Origin of the sequence: Streptacidiphilus sp. MAP12-16, from assembly GCF_041262165.1 — a bacterium.
GTDB lineage: Bacteria > Actinomycetota > Actinomycetes > Streptomycetales > Streptomycetaceae > Streptacidiphilus.
The window spans coordinates 26,637-48,068 of the sequence record NZ_JBGCBY010000019.1; the positions used below are offsets into that span (position 1 = coordinate 26,637).

At 69.5% G+C, this 21,432-nt stretch carries 19 protein-coding genes; 7 read left to right on the forward strand and 12 right to left on the reverse strand.

Annotated features, from left to right (window positions below; genetic code table 11):
* Positions 1–4: 4 nt before the first annotated feature.
* From ABIA33_RS23980 to ABIA33_RS23995, 4 genes are read right to left on the reverse strand one after another with little or no spacing between them, the layout of a single operon-like run.
* Positions 5–1,252, reverse strand: a complete 1,248-nt coding sequence (locus tag ABIA33_RS23980; RefSeq protein WP_370084463.1) for a beta-ketoacyl synthase N-terminal-like domain-containing protein — start codon at positions 1,250–1,252, stop codon at positions 5–7.
* Positions 1,249–2,517 (reverse strand): beta-ketoacyl synthase, encoded by a 1,269-nt coding sequence (locus ABIA33_RS23985; RefSeq protein ID WP_370084464.1) that lies wholly within the window; start codon positions 2,515–2,517, stop codon positions 1,249–1,251. Before ABIA33_RS23985 ends, ABIA33_RS23980 begins: the two co-directional genes overlap by 4 nt.
* Positions 2,514–2,957 (reverse strand): cupin domain-containing protein, encoded by a 444-nt coding sequence (locus ABIA33_RS23990; protein ID WP_370084465.1) that lies wholly within the window; start codon positions 2,955–2,957, stop codon positions 2,514–2,516. Before ABIA33_RS23990 ends, ABIA33_RS23985 begins: the two co-directional genes overlap by 4 nt.
* Positions 2,958–3,009: 52 nt before the next feature.
* On the reverse strand, positions 3,010–4,173 hold the full coding sequence (locus tag ABIA33_RS23995; protein ID WP_370084466.1) for a SchA/CurD-like domain-containing protein: 1,164 nt from the start codon (positions 4,171–4,173) through the stop codon (positions 3,010–3,012).
* 318 nt (positions 4,174–4,491) lie between these two features.
* Here ABIA33_RS23995 and ABIA33_RS24000 point away from each other — a divergent pair, with 318 nt between their 5' ends.
* Together ABIA33_RS24000 and ABIA33_RS24005 are read left to right on the forward strand one after the other, a co-directional pair.
* Positions 4,492–6,108, forward strand: coding sequence for an FAD-dependent oxidoreductase (locus ABIA33_RS24000; RefSeq protein WP_370084467.1), 1,617 nt, complete (start codon positions 4,492–4,494; stop codon positions 6,106–6,108).
* A gap of 450 nt (positions 6,109–6,558) precedes the next feature.
* Entirely contained in the window at positions 6,559–7,470 is a 912-nt protein-coding gene (locus tag ABIA33_RS24005) for a hypothetical protein (RefSeq protein ID WP_370084468.1), read from the forward strand.
* A 418-nt stretch (positions 7,471–7,888) separates the two neighbouring features.
* Here ABIA33_RS24005 and ABIA33_RS24010 read toward each other — a convergent pair whose 3' ends face one another.
* The 3 genes from ABIA33_RS24010 to ABIA33_RS24020 all read right to left on the reverse strand — a co-directional run bounded on the left by ABIA33_RS24010 (position 7,889) and on the right by ABIA33_RS24020 (position 11,685).
* A complete protein-coding gene (locus tag ABIA33_RS24010; protein ID WP_370084469.1) occupies positions 7,889–8,422 on the reverse strand; it encodes a hypothetical protein in 534 nt (177 codons plus the stop codon).
* Positions 8,419–9,237, reverse strand: coding sequence for a ferritin-like protein (locus ABIA33_RS24015; protein ID WP_370084470.1), 819 nt, complete (start codon positions 9,235–9,237; stop codon positions 8,419–8,421). The genes ABIA33_RS24010 and ABIA33_RS24015 overlap by 4 nt, the downstream gene beginning before the upstream one ends.
* A 318-nt stretch (positions 9,238–9,555) precedes the next feature.
* Complete coding sequence (locus tag ABIA33_RS24020; RefSeq protein WP_370084471.1) at positions 9,556–11,685, reverse strand: MMPL family transporter; 2,130 nt, start codon at positions 11,683–11,685, stop codon at positions 9,556–9,558.
* Between the two features lie 353 nt (positions 11,686–12,038).
* Here ABIA33_RS24020 and ABIA33_RS24025 point away from each other — a divergent pair, with 353 nt between their 5' ends.
* From ABIA33_RS24025 to ABIA33_RS24045, 5 genes are all read left to right on the forward strand, one after another.
* Complete coding sequence (locus ABIA33_RS24025) at positions 12,039–12,416, forward strand: nuclear transport factor 2 family protein (protein WP_370084473.1); 378 nt, start codon at positions 12,039–12,041, stop codon at positions 12,414–12,416.
* Between the two features lie 108 nt (positions 12,417–12,524).
* On the forward strand, positions 12,525–12,839 hold the full coding sequence (locus ABIA33_RS24030; RefSeq protein ID WP_370084474.1) for a putative quinol monooxygenase: 315 nt from the start codon (positions 12,525–12,527) through the stop codon (positions 12,837–12,839).
* A 556-nt stretch (positions 12,840–13,395) separates the two neighbouring features.
* Positions 13,396–14,004: a dihydrofolate reductase family protein gene (locus ABIA33_RS24035; protein WP_370084475.1), complete on the forward strand. Its 609-nt coding sequence runs from the start codon at positions 13,396–13,398 to the stop codon at positions 14,002–14,004.
* A 53-nt stretch (positions 14,005–14,057) separates the two neighbouring features.
* The gene (locus tag ABIA33_RS24040; RefSeq protein WP_345434299.1) at positions 14,058–14,381 is read left to right on the forward strand and encodes a YciI family protein; all 324 of its coding nucleotides are present in this window, start codon (positions 14,058–14,060) and stop codon (positions 14,379–14,381) included.
* A complete protein-coding gene (locus tag ABIA33_RS24045) occupies positions 14,378–15,613 on the forward strand; it encodes an RNA polymerase sigma factor (RefSeq protein ID WP_370084476.1) in 1,236 nt (411 codons plus the stop codon). Before ABIA33_RS24040 ends, ABIA33_RS24045 begins: the two co-directional genes overlap by 4 nt.
* Positions 15,614–15,839: 226 nt before the next feature.
* Here ABIA33_RS24045 and ABIA33_RS24050 read toward each other — a convergent pair whose 3' ends face one another.
* Genes ABIA33_RS24050 through ABIA33_RS24070 form a run of 5 tightly spaced genes read right to left on the reverse strand, consistent with a single transcriptional unit; the run spans position 15,840 to position 21,432 of the window.
* A complete protein-coding gene (locus ABIA33_RS24050) occupies positions 15,840–17,078 on the reverse strand; it encodes a dihydrolipoamide acetyltransferase family protein (RefSeq protein ID WP_370084477.1) in 1,239 nt (412 codons plus the stop codon).
* A gap of 27 nt (positions 17,079–17,105) precedes the next feature.
* A complete protein-coding gene (locus ABIA33_RS24055) occupies positions 17,106–18,605 on the reverse strand; it encodes an NAD-dependent succinate-semialdehyde dehydrogenase (RefSeq protein ID WP_370084615.1) in 1,500 nt (499 codons plus the stop codon).
* 11 nt (positions 18,606–18,616) lie between these two features.
* Entirely contained in the window at positions 18,617–19,594 is a 978-nt protein-coding gene (locus ABIA33_RS24060) for an alpha-ketoacid dehydrogenase subunit beta (RefSeq protein WP_370084478.1), read from the reverse strand.
* Positions 19,582–20,631: a thiamine pyrophosphate-dependent dehydrogenase E1 component subunit alpha gene (locus ABIA33_RS24065; protein WP_370084479.1), complete on the reverse strand. Its 1,050-nt coding sequence runs from the start codon at positions 20,629–20,631 to the stop codon at positions 19,582–19,584. The genes ABIA33_RS24060 and ABIA33_RS24065 overlap by 13 nt, the downstream gene beginning before the upstream one ends.
* Before the next feature lie 6 nt (positions 20,632–20,637).
* Positions 20,638–21,432: an ABC transporter ATP-binding protein gene (locus tag ABIA33_RS24070; RefSeq protein WP_370084480.1), complete on the reverse strand. Its 795-nt coding sequence runs from the start codon at positions 21,430–21,432 to the stop codon at positions 20,638–20,640.

The following is a 21,432-nucleotide window of genomic DNA, read 5'->3' on the forward strand; positions in this document are numbered from 1 at the left end:
CGCGTCAGGACCGGTCGTCGAGGCTGCGGCGCAGAAGCAGTGCCGAATTGCAGCCCATCAGGCCGCGGCTGAGCACAAGCGCCGTCTGCAGCCTGGCGCGGCGGGCATGGCCGGTGACGAGATCGAGGTCGTGGCGCACTTCGGTGATGTTGGGGGTGGGGGGCACCACACCGTGCTCAAGCGCGAGTACTGCTGCGGCGACGTCGAGCGCCGAGGCCGCGGAGTACGCACGGCCGAAGCCGGTCTTGGGTGCCGTCACCGGGATCCTCGCGGCGTGCGGGCCAAGGGCGTCGGCGATCGCCAGCGCCTCGGCCTGGTCGGCGGCCGGCACGCCCATGGCATCGGCGAACACCACGTCCACGTCCGAGGCAGAGCAGCCCGCCTCGTTCAGGGCGCCGTGGATCGCTCGCGCGAGACCCTGCCTGGAGCGGTCCCAACCGGAGGTACCGGTGAAGGTCGCGGCATGCCCAGCGACCACGGCACGAACCCGGGCACCGCGGCGCTGCGCCGCAGACTCCTCCTCCACCAGGAACATCGCTCCGCCTTCCGCGGGCGAAAAGCCGCAGGCGTCGTCGGTGAACGGCAGGTAGGCCCGCTTCGGGTCCTCGGCGAGGCTGAGCTCCGGGTAGCCGAGCTGGCAGACCATTGAGTAGGGGGCGAGCGGCGCTTCCGTGGCGCCGACGACGACCGCGTCTGTGCCGCGTCTGATCGTTCGGCTGGCGTGCGCGAACACGTCCAGGCCACCGGCCTCGTCGTTGGCCAGGACTCCGCATGGGCCCTGGAAGTTGCCCCGGATGGAGATCTGGCCGGTGCTTGCGGCATAGAACCAGGCGATGGACTGATATGGGCCGACGAAGTGTGGGCCCTGGCCCCACAGGTGTTGCAATTCGCCTTGTCCGAACTCGCCGCCGCCGGAGCCAGTTGCCGTCACCACGCCGATGGCGAAGGGGGCCTGCTGATCGGCTTCCAATCGGGCGTCGCCGATGGCGAGATCGGCTGCGGCCATCGCGAAGTGTGTGAAGCGGTCGGTTTGGACCAGGTAGCGGTTCTCGATCAGTCCGGCTGGGTCGAAGTCGCGGACCTCACCTGCGACGCGTAGCGGTAGGTGGCTGCATCCCTCGCGGGAGACCGGGCCCAGTACGGTTGCCCCTTGCTGTACCGACTTCCAGAAGACGTCGGTTCCGACACCGTTCGGCGCGACGATGCCAAGGCCCGTCACCACCGCCCGGCGGGCGCCGGCCGGCCGGCTCATGATGATCTCCCGTTGGCGTGCGTGAGTACCACTGCGGACTGGAAGCCGCCGAAGCCGCTGCCGACGGACAGCACGGTTCGCAGCCGGGCGGAGCGTGCGGTCTGCGGCACGTAGTCGAGGTCGCAGTCCGGATCGGGGGTGTCGTAGTTGGCGGTGGGCGGGACCACGCCGTTGGCCAGAGCCAGGGCGCACGCGACGAGTTCGATCGCTCCGATGGCGCCCAGCGAATGGCCGACCATGGACTTGATGGAGCTCATCGGCACGGCGTACGCGTGGGCGCCCAGCGAGCGCTTCACGGCTGCGGTCTCGTGCCGGTCGTTCTGCTTGGTGCCCGAGCCGTGCGCGTTGACGTAGTCCACCTCTGTGGGATCGACATGGGCCTGCGCCAGGGCGCGGTCGATCGCCTCGGACATCTCCCGGCCCTCCGTGGTGAGACCGGTCATGTGGTACGCATTACCGAAGGTGGCGAAGCCGCGGATCTCGCAGTAGATCCGGGCGCCCCGGCTGCGGGCATGTTCCAGCTCCTCCAGGAGCAGCACGGCGGCGCCCTCGCCCAGGACGAACCCGTCCCGGTCGGCGTCGAAGGGGCGGGACGCGTGTGCGGGGTCGTCGTTGCGGGTCGAGGTCGCTTTGATGGCGTCGAAGCAGGCCACCGTGATCGGTGAGATCGGCGAGTCGGCGGCCCCAGCGACGATGATGTCGGCCTTTCCCTCCTCGATGGCGTGGAAGGCGTGGCCGACCGCGTCCAGTCCGGAGGTGCAGCCCGTGGAGACCGTCTGCACGGGGCCGTGCGCGCCGATGTCCTCGGCGACCTCGGACGCCAATGCACTGGGCGAGAACGCCCGGTGCAGGTGCGGTCCGGCGTCCCGCGGGTCCACGTCCCAGCGGCCGCCCGAGCTGCTGACTGTCACGTAGTCGTGTTCGAGCCGAGTGGTTCCGCCGACGGCGGATCCCAGTGACACGCCGACTCGCCAAGGGTCCTGCGTCCTCAGGTCCAGCCCGGAGTCGCTGACCGCCTCGCCGGCGGCCGCAAGGGCGAACTGGACGTAACGGTCGGCACGCTGGGCCCGCTCCGGGTCGAGACCGCAGGCCACCGCGTCGAAGTCGCACTCCGCGGCGATCCGTGAGCGGAAGCCTTTGGGATCGAACAGCGTGATGCCCCGAGTCGCGGTCTGCCCGGAAGTGATCAGGTCCCAGAAAGCCCGCACGCCTATGCCGCCGGGGGAGACTACACCCAGTCCGGTGACCGCCACCCGCCGCGTCACGTCCTTGCCCCCATATGGTCGGGGGGAGCGCTCTTCTCTGAGTCGGTGGTGTCCGCCGAGTCCTCGGTATCCACGTGGCCGAGTTCCGGCCGCGGCGCGAGTGGCCCGAGATGAAAGACCATCCGGGCCTCGGTGCCACCCACATTGCGGAAGCGGTGCCGGACGTCACGGGGGATCATGAGTCCCTGGTCGGGCCGCAGCGAGTGGCTGGTGCCGTCGAGGTCGACCTCCAGCGATCCGCTGACGACGAACACGAATTCCTCCGAGTACGGGTGGTAGTGCTCGCCGATCCGCTCGCCTGGCTGGATGATCGCGACGCCCATGAAGCCGCTGGTGGAGCCCACCGACGTCGGAGTGAGCAGGGCGCGCAGGTCTCCGCCTCGCCGGCGGTTGGGTTCCGTCTCGTCAAGGTGCACGATGCGTGTTGGCTGAGTGGACAAAAGTGGCTCCTTCTCCGGTGCCGTCTGTGAAGCGAGTTCGGACGTGCGGGGTTCAGAGGTCGTCCGCCCGGCGGTCGGTGACGAGATCCATCGCGCAGTGGCCGAGGAAGAGGCCGATGCCGTCCTCGGTTGCGAGGTCGTCGTCGCCGAGGTCGAGAAGGCGGCTCAGTTCGCCCGCCGCGCTGCCTGCGGCGCCGGCCGCCGATTGCGGGCGTGATCCCTGCAGGTCGGCCACGCGGACGAGGAGATCGTCGCGAAGGAACACGGTGCTGCCGGCGAGTGGCTGTGACGGGTCCCCGACCGCTGTCACGTCCAGCTCGGCGAGCAGGCGCGCCGCCGCCGCGCCACAGCCCGGCCGGACGGGGTAGATAAAGGCGCGGCGGGTGACGGCGCCAGTCCACCCGGGCCGGGCCTTGATGTGGTGCACTGCAGGGAGGGCCGCGCGCGCGAAAAAGCCCCGCGCGGACGACGGGTCACTGAGATCGCGGGCCTCCTCCAGGTACGGGTTGATCGCCTCCTCGACGGCCCTCACCTCTGGCTGAGTGGAGACGTGTCGCAGGGCGTTACCTAGGTCGCCTGTCACCTCGACGGCCCGTACGACACGGTTGCCGCGCATGAACAACGAGGTGCGGCGCAGTTGCGTGGTGTCGTCGACTCGCGCCCGTGGCGAGCGGTAGCCGGCCAGGATTTCCGCCACGGCTCGCTCGCTGCCGGGTTTGACCGTGAAGGTGAGCGCGTGCCGGACGATCCCGCCACTGGACAGTGGCGGCGCGGGCAGCGGGTCGAGCCCAGTGACGCGCGGTTCGCCGGTCGTGGCGGCGCGCCGGTGGCGGGCTGCGCTGCGGGCCGGATCCGGCCCGGCCTCCGTGGGGTCGGGTGTTTCCCGGGCGATGACGAATCTCAGCGACTGCGTGTCGCGCACGCATCCGTGGAGCGGTTCCACCAGCTTGCGGTGGGCTGCACTCTCCACCCAGGCCAGGAAGGGCTCGGAGCTCTCCCACTCGCTGGTGATCAGCCATTGTGAGGAATTCCCGAGAGATTGGCAGAGCTGGTCGGTGATATGGCCTGGCACTCCGGCCACCTGATGGCGGATCTGCTCGTAGGCGTCCAGGAAGCGCTGCTGGTGGCCGTCGAGCACATCCAGCAGCAGTACGACACGCAGCCGGGAAGTCTCGACGCTGGAATGCGGGGATTGTCGGTCGTCCAGGGTCGTCACTGTGCTCGTTCCTCTCGCGGGTGCGCGGTGGGCTCTGCCTAGGGCGTGGGCCCCAGGGCGGGGGCCGCCGAGGGTTGACCAGGGGCGTCGACGCCCTGTCGGCTGCCGCAAGCTACGCCGTCGGCATATGCAAACGACGTTGCCGTATGCGATCGATGCTTACCCAACGCAACGATATGTGCACGATGCGTGAGTCAGACGAGTGAAGATCTGGTCAAGCAGCTCCCGGCTGGGAATGGAGCAACGCAGTCGGGAACGACCGTTGCGAATCGGCGGCAGGCCCGCACCGCACACCCCCCCAACGTCTGGAGAGACTTCATGGCCTCGACGGTCGACGATCGCGTGCCCGTCCTGATCGTTGGCGGCTCCCTGGTGGGGCTGTCGACCTCACTGTTCCTCGGCCGCCTCGGAATCGAACACCTGCTCGTGGAGCGGCGCGCGCAGACCTCGCATCATCCCCGCGGCCGCGGCAACAACGTGCGCACGATGGAGCTCTTCCGGACGGCCGGGGTGGAACCCGTGATCCGTGAGGCCGCGTCCGTGCTGGCCGAGAACCACGGCATCCTGCAGGCCGACACGCTGACCGGCCCGGATCAGGAATGGCTGTTCAAGAAGATCGACCCGGGTGGGGCGCTGGCCCGGCTCAGCCCGTCCGGCTGGTGCCTTTGCAGTCAGAACGACCTGGAACCAGTGCTGCTGCGCACTGCCTGCGGCCTCGGCGGCCAAACCCGCTTCGGAACCGAGCTGGCTTCCTTCGAGCAGGACGACGAAGGCGTGACGGGCCTGGTCAGAAGCCGGGAGACGGGGGAGACCCGGACGGTCCGCGCGGACTACCTCGTCGCCGCCGACGGGCCGCGTAGCCCGGTGAGGGAGCGGCTCGGCATCAGCCTCGGGGGGCCAGGTGACCTGTTCCACAACGTCAGCATCACCTTCCGGGCCAAGCGCCTGGCCGACGTGGTGGGCGACCGCCGCTTCATCGTCTGCTACTTGACGAACTCACAGAGCGCCGGAGCACTGCTGCCTGTCGACAACCAGGAGCACTGGGTCTTCCACGCGCCGTGGTACCCCGACCGCGGGGAGACGCTGGAGGACTTCACCGACGACCGGTGCGTGGCGCTCATCCGTACCGCAACCGGCGTGCCCGACCTGGAGTTGGAGATCACCGGCAAGGCACCGTGGCACGCCGCCGAACGAGTGGCCGAACGCTACAGCGCCGGTCGGGTCTTTCTGGCCGGCGACTCGGCGCACGAGATGTCCCCCACCGGGGCGTTCGGCTCGAACACCGGGATCCAGGACGCACACAACCTCGCCTGGAAGCTCGCCGCGGTGTTGCACGGCTGGGCGGGCCCAGCCCTGTTGGAGACATACGATGCCGAGCGGCGGCCGGTGGCGCTGGCGACCAGCGCACGCGCCTCGGCGCGTTCCGCGGAACACCGGCACCCGGGGTACGACGTCAGCCCCGGCACCGGCAGGCAGCCGGGCATGCTCGCGATGGTCCTGGGCTATCGCTACCTCAGCGGCGCGGTCGTGGGCACCCCGCGAGACGGGACAGTCGTGCCGGAGGACTTCCGGCCCACGGCCGAGCCCGGCGGCCGGGCCCCGCACATGTGGCTGCGCCGGGCCGGCATTCGGCTGTCGACCCTGGACCTGTACGAGCAGTCGCCAGTGCTTCTCAGCGGCCCCGAGGGCGGGGCCTGGCACACGGCCGGCCAGCGCCTCGCCGAACGGGAAGGGATCCCCCTCGCCTGCTACAGGATGGGTCACGATCTGACTCCGGAGGACGGCCCGGACTGGGCAGAGCTGCACGGGACCGCGGCCGACGGCGCGGTCCTGGTCCGCCCGGACGGGTTCGTGGCGTGGCAGGCGGCAACGTCTGCCACAGAGCCGGAGCGGACCCTGAAGGACGTACTGGACACCGTGCTCAGCCGCAGGTGACGATGCATCGCCGGGCCGCGGTCACGACCGTGTGGATGTGTAGCGCGGCCGTGACCCTCGATCCCGCGCTGAGTGGGACGGTGATCCGATAGCGGCCGACCGTGCCGCCCATGGCATGGATCGGTGACATGGCACGGGTAGATCCAGTCACCCGGGGTTTGTCCCCGGTGTACTCGAGGGTCAGCCTGCCAAGAGACCGAATGACACGGCATCAAGGCCGCGGCGATCCAGCAGATTGGTAGTTCGCCCGGGCGGAGCAACGCAAGAAGAGCAGGAGAGTGAAGCAGCTGGCCAGACCGTTCGCCAGCGGGCCCTAACGAGGTATGCCTACGCGTGCTGCACCTGCAACTCACCATCACCAACGAGCTGCAGCAGCAACCTCCCCGCACCCAGAGCAGGAATCGAACCTGCACCCCTGAACCTGAGCGGAAAAGCGCCGAAAGGATTCTCATGCACGGCCAACTGGTCAGGCGCGGCGCGAGGGTGGCAGCCGTCGCCACCCTCGCCTTCGTCACCACCATCAACGCAGCGGGCGCAACCGTCGCCAACTCGCCAGACGGAACCCCGGTCGAGGTCGCCCTCAATGCTTCGGGTATCCAGGCGCCGGACAGCCACCAGGCTGGCCTGGTCAGCTTCCGAGTCAAGACCGACGATTCGAACGGTCGACAACTCCAGCTCCTGCGCCCGAACAAGGGCGTGTCACTCGAACGGGTGCTCCATGATCTGGCCCGCGCGGTCAGCAACAACCCGCGTACAGCCGCAGCCGGAATCCGTACGGTCGGAGGCGAGGCAGAGGCGTTGGGCGGTGCCCTCGTCACACGACAGGTCCATGAACAGTTCACCGAAGAGATCTCCGCCGGCACGGTCTACCTCCTGGACTTCACCGCATTCCTCGCCCAGCCCACCAAGCCCGTGGTGAAGTCCATCAACCTGAGCGCCGCTGCCTCCAGCGGCCAGAACGCGAACCTGGCGAGGTACCCGCACGGCATCGTGATCCAGCGTGAGACCAGCGCACGTCCCCGCTTCGAGACCGAGGACGTGGACAACCCTCACTTGGCCTACCTGGTACACAACGACTCTTCCGAGCTTCACGAGATGCAGCTCCGGCCGGTCAAGGTCGGCACCACCGACAAGCAGATCCAGGAGTTCTTCGACGCGATCAAGCGAGGTAAGCAGTCACCGCCGTCGCCGTTCACTGGCCCACCCACGGGGCTCGGTGCCCTCTCACCAGACCACTCGGCACTGATCCAGGCACACGGCCTGCAGCCGGGCACCTACGTGCTGCTCTGCTTCATCCCCGACGACCACGTTGGTGTGCCGCACGCTTTCCTCGGCATGCACAAGATCGTGAAGCTGCACTGACCAGCGAGCGTTTGAAAGTAGTCAACTCGTCTGTCTGATCCCATTGTTGCGGGCGAAGGCGTACCGTGCGGCGTAGACGAGTTGGCCCGCCAAGTGCCTTGTTTCGCTGGCCCGGCGGGTGGTGTCCCTCGCCGACGGCGAACAGGTGGGCCAGTACGGAGGGCAGTTGGGCCAAGGTGCCATGGCGAGGCGGTGGCCAGGATTTTGGTCGGGCAGGTCGAGTTTGGCTTTGCGACCGCCTCGCGGTGCCCGGCGTCGTGCGGTTGCATCGCGTCGCGTGGTGTGGTTGCTGCGCCCGCAGCGCCTGCCAGACGGCGCTCGGCCGAGCTTGCCGCGATTATTGCAGGTCCGCCACCGCGCCGCGTCGCTGCATCGACGGCCTGGACCGGTGCGCGGACCGAGAGGAACGGCTCTGTTCTCAGGACAGCTGGAACGCCGGCCCCAGAACGGTCATTCCGCCTGCCGGATACGGCATCTGGATGAGTTCCCGCGAGGCCTTCTCCAGGCTGAGCATCAGGTGTACCGCGTTGCCGAAATCGTCGGGGTGACCGTCGAACACGTGGTGAAGCGCGGTCAGCACGTCGGTATACGCCTGGTCGCATCTGTGGGAGGCGCTTTGCTCCGGCGAGCCCTCGGGTAGCAGTTCGGTGTTGGGGTCGTCGACCATGGGGTGGACTCCGGCCGGATCGAAGGGCACCGGCGGCCCCTCGAACCTCCATTGACCGCTGCGATGGACGAGGCGGCGGCCCTCCACGATTTCCCGGAAGAGGTAGTAGTGGGCCAAGTCAGGTGGGGCGGCCGCCGCGGACTCCGCGGAGCCGCCCAGAGCACTGCCCAGGGCGATGCCACTTCCGTCCTCCGCCGCGTGAGCTGTTTCCGCTCCCTGCACGACCGCGGCAATGCTCAGTGCTGCTGCGTGTAGGGCGGAGCGTCGGCTGATCTCAGGTGTCATGACGTTCCTTCCGATGACAGAGGAGGAGGGGCGGGCTGGGGGCCGGTGGTCGGGTCCGTTGGCGTGCCTTCCCCCTGGCGGACGATCTCCAGAATCGCCCACAGTGCGGTATCGGCGTTGGTCACCCGGTACAGGCGGCCGGGGGCAGTCGGCCAGGCCACTTGTCGGTTCGGGTCGCCGGTGAACAATTCTTCGCGGCCGTCGAGGTCGATGACGGCCGCCGCGATCCGCTGGTAGAACCAGCCGATGGTGTGCTCGTCATAGAGCGCGCTGTGGAAAAACTCGCGCGGTGCCCGCAGCACCTCGTCGGCGGCATTCTCGATCTCCCCGCGATCCGACAGCGAGATGTCGTAGCTCTCCAGTCGGGCCAGGGCGCGTCGGCCGGCCAGGTCGACCGGAACGTGCGGGTGCTCGATGGACATGAACACATCGCGTACGTGTTCGATCGAACAGCGGCGCAAGGAGACGGTCAGCTCAGGCAGCACGTCCCCCGGCAGCTGGCCAGGATAGTGCGGAACGAAGCCGGGAAGTCCGATCTTCGGGGTGGCACCAACGGCGTTGAGGATGTTGCCGACCAGCGCCATGTGCAGCATCTCCTGCATCAGCACCTCACGGAGGATCCCAGCGACCTCTACGTTCCGACCGGGTTTCAGCGAGAGCAGCGCATACAGGTAGGCGGGAATCGTGGCGTGCTCCAACGCGAGAGCCGACTGCAACGCATCGTGCAGTCCGCACCGGTCGGCGATCTTCTCCGATGAGAGGTACGCGCGCGCCTTGGTGGCGCCGAGCGTGCTGGCGGTCTCCGGCTGAGGCAAGGCGCTGTCCTTTGTACCGACTATGCGGAGGCGGGCGGGTTTCCTGTTCGCATGCTCGCACGGATGCGGCCTGCGGCCGGGCGCCAGGCGGATGGGGTCCCGCGAATGGTCCATGACCTGTTCACGCGATGATCGATTCGCCGCACTGTCCCGCTGTGCAGCCAGCGTCCGGCGGGTAGCAGCAGCGCCACGACGAGAAGTTGGTACCCGAGAATCGCCACGAACGAGGGCGCGGGTGTCGGTGCGGCGGGCCCGGCGCCCGTGGTGCGGATGGCCCGCCAGTTGGTTGCTGACGGGCCATCCGCGTACTGCGGGTGCTCAGGAGGTGTGCTCGGCCTCGGGCAGCGGCTGCTGGCTGCTCCGCGCTGCCGGGACCGTGGCGGGGGCGGTGACCTGGCTCAGGGCGCTCGGCCACCAGAGGTGCCGGTCGAGGTCCATGGTGAGTGAGGTGACCAGGATCGACCGGACCACCAGGGTGTCCAGCAGGACGCCCAGGCAGACCGCGAAGCCGATCTCGGCGAAGCCCACCACGGGTAGCGTCCCCAGGACGCCGAAGGTGCTTGCGAGGATCAGCCCGGCGGAGGTGATCACGCCCCCGGTGGCGGCCAGTCCGGCGAGCGCGCCCTGGCGGGTGCCTCGGATAGCGGACTCCTCCCTGACCCGGGTCATCAGGAAGATGTTGTAGTCGATGCCAAGGGCCACCAGGAACACGAAGACGAACAGCGGGAAGGAGCTGTCCTCGCCCTGGAAGTGGAACAGGTGGGTGAACGCCAGAGAGCTGACGCCCAGGGCCGAGGCGAAGGACAGCACCACCGTGGCGATCAGGAGCACCGGGGCCAGCACCGCGCGCAGCAGCAGCGCCAGGATGAACAGGACCACCACCAGCACGATCGGGATGATGACGTAGTCGTCGTGCTTGGAGGCCCGCTGGGTGTCCAGCAGCACGGCGGTGTTTCCGCCGACCTTCGCGTCCGCCCCGGACACTGCGTGTTCGGCGGCTCGGGCGCGGTCCACGGTGTCCTTGGCGGCCTGGCTGTCCGGGGCTGCGCTGAGGGTACCGGTGACGTAGGCGTGGTCACCGAGGACCTTCGGCGCGGTGGTGGTGGCGATGCCGGGCACGGTGCCCAGGACGTGCTGGACCTGGTCCCCAGCGCCCGCCGTGCTGATGACGATGACCGGGGCGCCGGTCCCGGCGGCGAAGTGCTGGGCCAGGACGGTCTGGCCGACGACCGAGTCGGGCGTGTTGGTGAAGGTGCCCGCAGTGGACAGCCCGTCGGCCTTGAGGCTGAACATGCCCAGCGCCAGGGCGCCCAGGGCCAGGGTGGTGCCGATCCACACCAGCCGGGGGCGGCGGCTGATGCCTCCGCCGACCCGGGCCCACACGCCGCGCTCGGTCGGCTCGGCGGTCCCGAAGGCGGGCTTGACGGGCCAGAAGATCCAGCGTCCGGTGATCACCAGAAGTGCGGGCAGCAGGGTGAGCATCGCGGCGAGAGCGACCACGACACCGATGGCGCAGACCGGGCCCAGGCCGCTGGTGGAGTTCATTTGGGCGAACAGTAGGCACAGCATGCTGAGCGCGACGGTGGCGGCGCTGGCCAGGATGGCCGGTCCGGCCCGGTGCATGGCTTCGGCCATCGCCTCGTGCCGGTCCTCGTGGCGGCGCAGTTCCTCCCGGTAACGGGCCACCAGCAGCAGGGCGTAGTCCGTCCCCGCGCCTATGACCAGGACCACCAGGATGCCCGCGCTCTGGGCGTTCACGGTCAGCCCTGCGTGCTTGACGAGCAGGTAGATGACGGCCTCGGCGGCGGTCAGTGCCAGGCCGGAGGAGAGCAGTGGCAGCAGCCACAGGGTGGGACTGCGGTAGGTGAGCAGTAGGAGCAGGATGACCACGCCCAGGGTGGCGTAGAGCAGGGTGCCGTCGATGCCGGAGAACGCCTTGCTCTGGTCGGCGCCGACGCCGCCCGGTCCGGTGATGTGGACGGTCAGTCCCTGGTCGCCGCTGGAGGCGGTCGCGCGCAGACTGTCCACAGCTGGGCCCAGGTTGTTCCAGCCGCCGGTGCTGAGGTCGACCGGGATGATGGTCTGCAGCGCCTTGCCGTCCCGCGCGGGGACCGGGCCGGTGATGTGTCCGGACACGTGTGGAGCGCCCGCGAAGGCGGCGGCGTCGGCGGCGGCCTTGGTCCGGTCGGCGGCGGTGATGCCGCTGTCGCGGACGTAGAGGACGACGGCCGGGGCGCTCTGGGTGGATGAGAACTGGCCCTGGAGGTTCAGGACCTGGGTGGACTCGGCGCTTCCGGGGAGCCAACTGGAGGACTGGTTGTCCTCGGCGTTGGTGAGCTTGCCGGCGAGCGGCCCAAGGGCGAGGAGCAGGACGATCCAGACGGCGAGGACGACCCACTTGCCTCGTCGTCCGCAGGGCAGGGCGGCGAGCCGCCGGGCAGGACTCATTCTGTGTATCCCCCAAGTTAACGCGATACATCGCGACTGATGAGAGTACGATGTGGCCCGCGCCTCGGCGGTGTCAAGCAATGCAGGTCAAGCCGGTAGGTGGACGCGCGAGCGCGCCGTGAAGCCACGTCGGACGAGTGCCACCGACGCCGTGGTCGCGGACCCGGACCGTCGTGCGGCAGCACGCACCCGGGAGAACTCGCCAACCGTCAGACCTGTGTGCATGGCGCCAGTATCAACCCTCCCCCTGCCGGAGGGTCCAGCAGAAGACCGCCGTTTGACCCTCCTGCGGGGGTAGGGCCCAACGTTTCCAGTAGGCACCGCACAGTGCTGAGGTCATCGAAGGAGCTCCCATGAACACCACCGGACAGGCCGCCGCGGTACTGCCGAACGTCATCGCGGCCTACATCGAGGCGGTCAACGTCTTCGACACGGATGCCATCATGGCGACCTTCGCCGACGACGCCCTGGTCAACGACGTGCGCCGCGAATTCTCCAACAGCGCCTCGATCCGTGCCTGGGCGCGTCACGAACTCGTCGACGACAAGGTCACCCTGAGCGTGACGGAGGTCGCGCGCCACGACACCATGACGATCGTGCGGGCACGCTACGACGGGGACTACGACAAGACGAACCTGCCCGACGAGCTGGTCCTCACCAACTACCTCACGGTCGCCGACGGCAAGATCAGCTCCCTGATCATCGTCCACAACCAGCCGTCTCCCTATTGAAGGCGGGCCCCCGGCGGTGGCCGACTGCGCTGCCCAGTACCGAGACCCCGCTCAGCTGCTCCCCGGTGGCGAGCCGGCATCGACACCGTACGCGGAAGGAAAATCCCCATGAGCGCACTGGTCACCGCCGAGCTCTTCGCTCAGCCCGGACGCGGCGACGACGTCGCGAAGCTGCTGCTGGACATCCTGGGCGAGAGCCTCAAGCACGCGGGCTGCGAAAATATCCGCATCCTGCGCGACCAGGACGACCCCGACCACGTCGTAGGCCTGACCCAGTGGACCGAGGCGCACAACTACACCGACTACCTCGCCTGGCGCACCGCACGCGGCTTCACCGCCACCTTCGAGGCCATGCTCACCCGCCCCCTGGTGATCCACTACTACGACGAGATATACCAGGGCCAGGGCATCGCAGCGCGCTGAGCGCCCCAAGGCACTGGCTCCTGCGCAGGGGACGTTGTCCGTGCGGTGGTGGGGCATCGTCGGCCGGGCGGCTTTGGGGGCCAGCTGGGGGACGGGCGGACTACGGCAGAAAGGGGCCGCGGGGTCGACCGGTCGTTCGTGAACTGCGCGACCTTGCTGACGGCGAAGACGAGTAGCCGGGCCTGGCGCTGGCTGGGGTGTTGGTCGGTTGCCTGGCGGCCTTGGCTGATCGGCGGCGGCGATGGGAGCGGCGTACACCCGGTGCACCTTGCGGACGGCCGGTCCGGTGGCGTGGTCGGCGAGGGCGGCGCTGTGTTGCAGTGCTGCGTGAGCGGGGCAGTGAGGCGACGCCACCGGCGAGGCAAACTTGTCCGCGCTGGCGCGCCTAAGGAAGTGCAGCGCTGTCGCCGCTGTCGTGCTGTCGGATTGCTGACGACCGGCGTCCCGGAAGTTCTTTGAAGAAATCCGGGAGGCGGTGTCGGATCGGGGCGGTGGTGTTCGTAGCAGGGGTGAGGGCGTCCACAAGGGGCGGCGCCAAGGCAATGGAGCCGCGTTCATGAAGCTGACGACCATGACTCAGGTCACCATCGATGGAGTGATGCAGGGAAACGGCGGCGCGTCGGATGACCGCAGGAACGGATTCGAGCGCGGCGGATGGGCCCGGGGGAAGGGCGACGACGAGACCAGGACGTTCATCACGCAGACCTACCAGCGCGCCGAGTCGTTCCTGTTCGGCCGGCGCACCTACGAGTTGTTCGCCGGCTCCTGGGGATCAATCGACCAGATGCGCGCGCATCCCATCGGCGTGGCCTTGAACGAGGCCCCCAAGTACGTTGCCTCGGCCACGCTCACCGCGCTGGGTTGGGAGGACACGACCGTTCTCCGCGGTGACCTCGCGGCGGCCATCAGCGAGCTGAAGGCCAAGCCCGGGGGTGAACTGCAGGTGCACGGCAGTGGCGCCCTGACCCGGTGGCTGCTGGAGAACGATCTGGTCGACGAGATGACTCTGATCGTGATCCCGGTGATCCTCGGCCAGGGCGCGAGACTGTTCCCGGAGACTGGTCCGGATCTTGCGCTCGACCTGGTCGAGTCGCGGGTCGACTCGAATGGCGTGTCGATCCAGGTCTTCCGGCCGGCCGGGCGCCCGCGGTATGCAACGGCTTGAAGTCCCTGACCACCGAACCACGCTGTCTTGACACCACAGGAGATGATCTTCAGATGCAGTACCTGGTTTCCGTGATCGATGACAAGAGCAATCCAGGCAGCACGGACAGGCAGCCTGCCATCAGCGCGTTCAACGAACGACTGATCGCCGAGGGTTATTGGGTTTTCGCGGGCGGACTCGCGGACACCGACGCGGCCACGGTCATCGACAACCGGGGCGAGCAGGCGGTGTTCAGCGACGGGCCTTTCGTGGAGTCGAAGGAGTATCTCGCCGGCGTCTGGGTGTGGGAGGCCCCCGATCTGGATGTGGCGCTCAAGCTCGCCGCCGAGGCGTCGAAGGTCTGCGATCGGAAGATCGAGGTGCGGCCGTTCCAGTGAGCGACGTCGAGGAGGCGATCACCCGGGCCCACCACGACCAGTGGGCGAGGGTGGTCGCCGCCCTGACCAAGCACTTCGGTGACCTCGACATCGCCGAGGAGGCGGCTGCCGAGGCCTTCGCGACCGCCATCCAGCGGTGGCCGGCCGACGGTGTACCGCCCAACCCCGGCGCCTGGCTGACCACCACCGCCAACCGCAAAGCCATCGACCGGATCCGCCGCGAGAACAAGCGCGACGACAAGCACAAGGAGGCTCAGATGGTGTACGACGACGACCCGCCCGAGCCTGTCGGCGCCATCGACGACGATCGGCTCCGGCTGATCTTCACCTGCTGTCACCCGGCGCTGGCGATGCAGACCCGCGTGGCGCTGACGCTGCGCATGGTGGGCGGTCTGACCGTGCCCGAGATCGCCCGTGCCTACCTGGTGGCCGAGACCGCCATGGAGCGGCGGATCACCCGCGCGAAGGCCAAGATCAAGGCGGCCCGCATCCCGTATCGGGTGCCGTCCGTGGAGGATCTCCCGGCACGCGTGTCTGGTGTGCTCGCAGTCCTGTTCCTGGTGTTCAACGAGGGCTACCTGGCGACCGGCCCCGACACCGATCCCCTTCGTTACGACCTGACCGCCGAGGCGATCCGGCTCACTCGCCTGATCCGTGCCCTCCTGCCGGAGGACGGCGAAGTGGCCGGGCTGCTGGCGCTGATGCTCCTCACCGAGGCCCGCCGCACCGCCCGGGTCTCGGCCAGCGGCGAACTGGTCGCTCTCGACGAGCAGGACCGTGGGGCCTGGGACGAGGCGCTGATCGCCGAGGGTCACCGGCTGGTGCGCGAGCGCCTCGCCGCTGCCGCCGGCGGGGTGGCTCCGGGTCGCTACCAGATCCTCGCGGCGATCAACGCCGTGCACACCTCCGCCCGCGACATGCGCGACACCGACTGGTCGCAGGTCCTCGCCCTCTACGACCAGCTCGTCCGCCTCGACCCCTCGCCGATCATCGCCCTCAACCGGGCCATCGCGGTCGCCGAGCTCGACGGCCCGGAGGTGGCACTGGCGGCCGTCGACTGTCTTGAGCACAGGTTGGCCGGCTATCACGCCTACCACGCCACCCGCGCCGACCTGCTGCGCCGACTGGGCCGCAGTCAGCAGTCGCGCGCGGCATACGACAAAGCCATCGAACTGGCGGGCAACACCGCCGAGACCGCCTACCTGACCCGCCGCCGCGACCAACTCCGGTAGCGCCCGCGGGTCCCGATCGAAACCCGCGCGCAGCGGCGGCCGACCTCGGGGCGCCGGCGCCACGTCGTCCTCATTCGTTGATAGTGACTCCGGCGGCTCCCCGAAGATCGCCGGAGGGTTCGCCCTACGTCTTCCTGGGTCTTCGAGCCCTCATGCGAGAGGGGTGCGGGTCCCGGATGCGCAATCGTCGTGGCGGCCGCGTGGGCGTCGGACTCGACCGCCGGGGTCAGAGCTCGGCGCTCCAGTCGCGGGTCTCGAGTGACGTCTTGACCTCCCGTAGGAAGCGGGCGGCGTAGCCGCCGTCGATGGCGCGATGGTCGAACGTGAGCGCCAGGTTGCCCACCGGATGGACGGCGATCGCGTACTCGCCGTCTGCCGTGGCGACGGCGACGGGTCGGGGGCGGACGGCGTCGGTCGCCAGGATGGCCACCTGGGGCTGATTGATGATGGCGGCGGTGAGCAGAGTGCCGTAGGGGCCAGGGTTGCTGATGGTGAAGGTTCCACCGGTCAGATCGTCAGCGCCGAGCCGATGGGCGCGAGCCCGTCCCGAACGGTCCGAGATCTCCCTGGCCAGCGCCCGGAGCCGCCTTTCTGCCGCGTCCCTGATGACGGGGACGACGAGTCCGTCGGCGTCCAGGTCCACGGCGATGCCGAGGTGCACGCGCCGGTGCACGATCAGGGCTTGGTCGCCGACGCTCGCGTTGAGATGCGGGTAGGCGGCCAGGGCGTCCACCACCGCTCGGGCCACGAACGGCAGGTAGGTCAGGCTGAACCCCTCCGCCGCGCGCCAGGGCCCGCCGGCTCGGCGGCGTACCGCGTCGACACCCGCGAAGTCGACCTCGACGGCCATCAGGGTGTGCGGCGAGGTGGCCTTCGAGCGGACCATGTGCTCGGCCGTGCGACGTCGGATCGTGCTGAACGGGACGAGGGCGGCGTCGTCAGGAAGGCGTTCGGTAAGGGGTGCAGGCAGGGGAGCGGGCAGGGGTTTGGGCACAGGTACCGCGGCCGGAGCGGGAGGGATCTCCGGCTCGGGCCGGGGACGGGCGAGCTGGGCCGCCGCCTCCACGTCGTCACGGGTGATCCGGCCGCCCGGCCCGGTGCCGACCACCTGACTGCTGGTCAGTTCGTGCTCGGCGAGCAGTCGGCGGACCAGCGGTGTCAGTTGGCCTTGTCCTGTCTTTCCGCCGGCCCTGTCCGCAGCGGTCGTGGGCGGGCTACTCGTCGCGGGTTTCGCCCCGGTCTCGATGACGGCCAGGCGGGTGCCGACCGGCACCGTCTGGTCCGCGGTGACCAGGATCTCGCTCAGCGTCCCGTCGGCCGCCGCCGGAATCTCAGTGTCGACCTTGTCGGTGGCCACCTCGAACAACGGCTCCCCTGCCGCCACCTGTTCTCCGGTCCGCTTCAGCCAGCGGGTGAGGGTGGCCTCGGCGACCGTCTCGCCGAGCTGCGGCATGGTGACATCCATGTCATTGCCTCCTTGGTCTCGGGCCGGTCACCAGGACAGGGCGAGGTACTTGGACTCGGTGAACTCCAGCAGCCCCTCGTGACCGCCTTCACGGCCGATGCCGCTTTGCTTGGTGCCGCCGAAGGGCGCGGCGGGGTCGGAGACCACTCCCCGGTTGAGCCCGACCATCCCGGAGTCGAGCCGTTCGCCCACCCGCAGGCCCCGGGCCAGGTCACCGGTGTAGAGATAGGAGACCAGCCCGTAGTCGGTGGTGTTGGCCAGTGCCACCGCTTCGTCCTCGGTGCGGAAGGTGACTACCGGGGCGACCGGGCCGAAGATCTCCTCGCGCAGCACGTTCGCGTGCGCGGGGACGTCGGCGAGCACCGTGGGCGGGTAGAAGAAGCCGGGGCCGTCCGCCGGGCGTCCGCCGGTGACCAGGCGGGATCCGTCGGCCAGCGCTCCCTGGACCAGGGCGTCCACCTTGTCGCGGCTCTCGGCGTTGACCAGTGGCCCGAGTTGGACCCCTGGACGCAGGCCGGGCCCGACCTCAAGGGCGCGCATGGCCTCGGCCAGCCGCTCGGTGAACTGCGCCGAGACGGACTCGTGCACGTAGAAGCGGTTGGCTGCGGTGCAGGCCTCGCCGCCGTTGCGCATTTTGGCGACCATGGCCCCGGCCACCGCCGCGTCGAGGTCGGCGTCGTCGAAGACCAGGAACGGGGCGTTGCCGCCCAGCTCCATCGAGCAGTTGACCACGGTACGCGCCGCCGCCGCGAGCAGGGTGCGCCCGACCTCGGTGGAGCCGGTGAACGAGAGTTTGCGGACCCGCGGGTCGTCCAGCATCGCGGAGACCACCGCGCCCGAGCGCCGCGAGGGCAACACGTTGACGACGCCGTCGGGTACTCCCGCCTCGCTGAGCAGCGCACCGAGCGCGAGCGCGGTCAAGGGCGTGTCGGAGGCCGGCTTCAGGACCACGCTGCAGCCCGCCGCGAGGGCGGGTCCGATCTTCCTGGTCGCCATGGCGGCCGGAAAGTTCCACGGGGTCACCAGCACCGACACGCCGACAGGCTGGCGCAGCACCAGAATCCGGTTGCCGCCGCTCGGCGCGGTCTGCACGGTGCCGAGGATCCGCACGGCCTCCTCCGCGTACCAGCGGAAGAACTCCGCCGCGTAGGCGACCTCAGCGCGGGCGTCGACCAGGGCTTTGCCGTTCTCCAGCACGATCAGCTCGGCGAGCTCCTCGGCCCGGTCGGTCATCAGCTCGAACGCCCGGCGCAGCACTTCGGCGCGCTCGCGCGGTGCGGTGGCCGCCCAGCCGGGTAGCGCCGCCTCCGCCGCGGTGACGGCGGCGAGTGCGTCGTCGACGGTCGCATCGGCCACCCGTGCCAGCCGTGCCCCGGTGGCCGGGTCGAGGACGTCGATCGAGGACGCGTCGGAGGCCGGCTGCCAACGCCCGCCGATCAGCAGCTCGGTGGGTACCTTCGACAGATCCAGACGGCGGGGCCGGTGCGCGTCGCCGGGAGCGGTGTCCTCCCGGGCCGAGTTGTTCATGGCTGCGTCGCTCACTTCTCCATCGCTTTCTGTACAGTCGCGGCGATCCGTTCGACGGAGGGGATGGCGAGATCCTCCAACGTGTCGGCGGCCGGGAGCGGGATGTGCGGGGTGGTGATCCGCACCGGAGGGCCGTCCAGGTCGAAGAAGCACTCCTCGGTGGCGATCGAGACCAGCTCGGCCCCCCAGCCGCAGAGTCGCGGGTTCTCCTCGACGGTGAAGAGCCGCCCGGTGGCGGAGACCGCGGCCAGGATCGTCCGGGTGTCCAGCGGGACAAGTGAGCGGACGTCCACGACGGTGCAGTCGACCCCCGCGAGCGCCAACTGCTCGGCGGCGGCCAGCGAGCGCGGCACCATCGTGCCCAGGGTCACGATGGTCGCGTCGCCGCCCTGCCGCAGCACCTTGGCGCTGCCGAGGGTGTCCACGATCTCGCCGTCCGGCACCTCGCCCTTGGTCGAGTAGAGCGCCTTCTGCTCCAGGAAGATCACCGGATCGGGATCGCGCACCGCGGCCGCCATCAGCCCGACCACGTCCCTCGGGTTGGAGGGCACCACGACCTTGAGGCCGGGCACGGCCATGGCCCAGTTCTCGACGCTCTGCGAGTGCTGCGCCCCGAAGCGCAGCCCGCCGCCGTTGCCCGCGCGGATCACCAGCGGGAAGGAGACCTGGCCGTTGGTCATGTAGCGGCTCTTGGCGATCTCGTTGACCACAATGTCCCAGCAGACCGCGAAGAAGTCGCTGAACATGATCTCCGCGATGGGGACCAGCCCGGTCATCGCCGCGCCCATGGCCGCGCCGAGGATGGCTTGCTCGCTGATCGGGGTGTCCCGCACCCGCACCGGTCCGAACTCGTCCAGCAGTCCGACCGTGCCCTTGAAGACGCCGCCGGCCTCGGCCACGTCCTCGCCCAGCAACAGCACGTTCCGGTCCCGGCGCATCTCCTGGGCGATGCCTCGGGCGATCGCTTCGCGATAGGTCAGTTCCGCCATGACGAGCCTCCATCCGCCCACACGTCCGTCAGTACCAGTTCGGGCCCGGGCAGTGCGCCCGCCTTGGCCTCCTCGGTCGCCCGCTCGACGGCCTGACGCGCCGCCTCCTCGATCGCCTCCAGTTCGGCGACGGGCACGCCCGCGTCCAGCAACCGCGCGCGATAGCGTGGCAACGGGTCGCGGGCGAGCCACTCGTCGACCTCCTGCTGCGGCCGGTACTTGCCCGGATCGGCCCGCGAGTGGCCGCCCTGTCGGTAGGTCAGCGCCTCGATCATGCTGGGGCCCTCGCCGGCCCGGGCCCGGCTCAGCGCGGCCACTGCCGCATGGTGCATGGCGTCCGCGTCGTTGCCGTCCACCAGCACCGGCTCCAGCCCGTAGGCGGAGGCGCGGTCGGCGGCGGGGTGCTCGACGGCGGTGATGGTGGTGGTGCGGGTGTACTCCATCCAGAGGTTGTTCTCGCACACGAAGACCACGGGGAGCTTCCAGATCACGGCGAAGTTCAACGCCTCATGGAAGGCACCGATGTTGGTGGTGCCGTCGCCGAAGAAGGCGACGGCCACCTGGCCGCTGTCGCGGTACTGGGCGCTCCACGCGGCGCCGCAGGCGATCGGCAGATGGGCGCCGATGATCGCGTAGGAGCCCATGACGCCGTGCTCGACGCTGGTCAGGTGCATGGAGCCGCCCTTGCCGGCCATCAGGCCGTTGGCCCGGCCGAGTAGTTCAGCCAGGACCGGGCCCATCGGCACACCGCGCGCCAGTGTGTGGGCGTGGCCGCGGTAGGTGGCGAAGGTGTAGTCGTCGGAGCGCATCGCGACGCCGAAGGCGGCGGCGATGGCCTCTTGGCCGAGGGAGAGGTGGCTGGTGCCCTTGACCAGGTTCTGCAGGAACAGGTCGTAGGCGCGCTTCTCGAAGGAGCGCAGCTCGACCTGGAGCCGGTAGAGCTCCAGTCGGGTCGCGTTGTCGGGCGCCGTGGTGTCGGGCGTCGGGTCTGGCCCGGCGGCTGAACGCCGTGCCTTGGAGTGGGTGGTGGTGGCCATGGTGTCTCAGTCCTCCGCAGCGGTCGGAGCGGTCGCGGTCGTCGCGTGTTCCGGAGCCCGGCGCTGGTCCGGGGCGGCGCCCAGGTAGAGGCGGGCGACCTCGGGGTTGTCGAGCAGTTCCGCGCCGGTGGCGGTCAGGTGCACCCGACCGGACTCCAGCACGGCGCCGTAGTCGGAGGCGGCCAGCCCCGAGCGGGCGTTCTGCTCGACCAGCAGCACCGTGCGTCCGGCGCCGGCCAGTTGTCGGATGCTGGCGAACACCTGACGCCGCGACTTGGGGTCAAGGCCGATGGAAGGCTCGTCCAGCAGGATCAGCGTCGGGTCCAGCACCAACGTGCGGGCCAGCTCCACCTGCTTCTGCTCCCCGCCCGAAAGCGATCCGGCGTGCTCGCGTGCCCGGGCGACGCAGATCGGGAACGCCTCCGCGGCCAGCTCGACGCGTCGGCGCAGCAACTTCTGGTCCCGGATCGTGTGCCCGCCGGTGAGAAGGTTGTCCCAGACGCTCATCGCCGGGAACAGGCTTCGGTCCTGCGGGACGTGGACGATGCCCAGCCGCAGCCGGGCCCGCGCGGACAGGCCGCCGAGTTCCTGGTCGCGGAAGCGGATCCGGCCCTCGCGTGGTCGCAGCAGTCCGCTGATCGTCTTCAGCACGGTCGACTTGCCGGCACCGTTGGGGCCGATCAGGCAGGTCACTGTGCCCGCGCGGATCTCCAGCTCGACCCCTTTGAGGATGTCGCCGGCTCCGTAACCGGCGACCACGGACGAGAGGGAGAGGATGGGTTCGGTGTCCGGTGTGGTCAT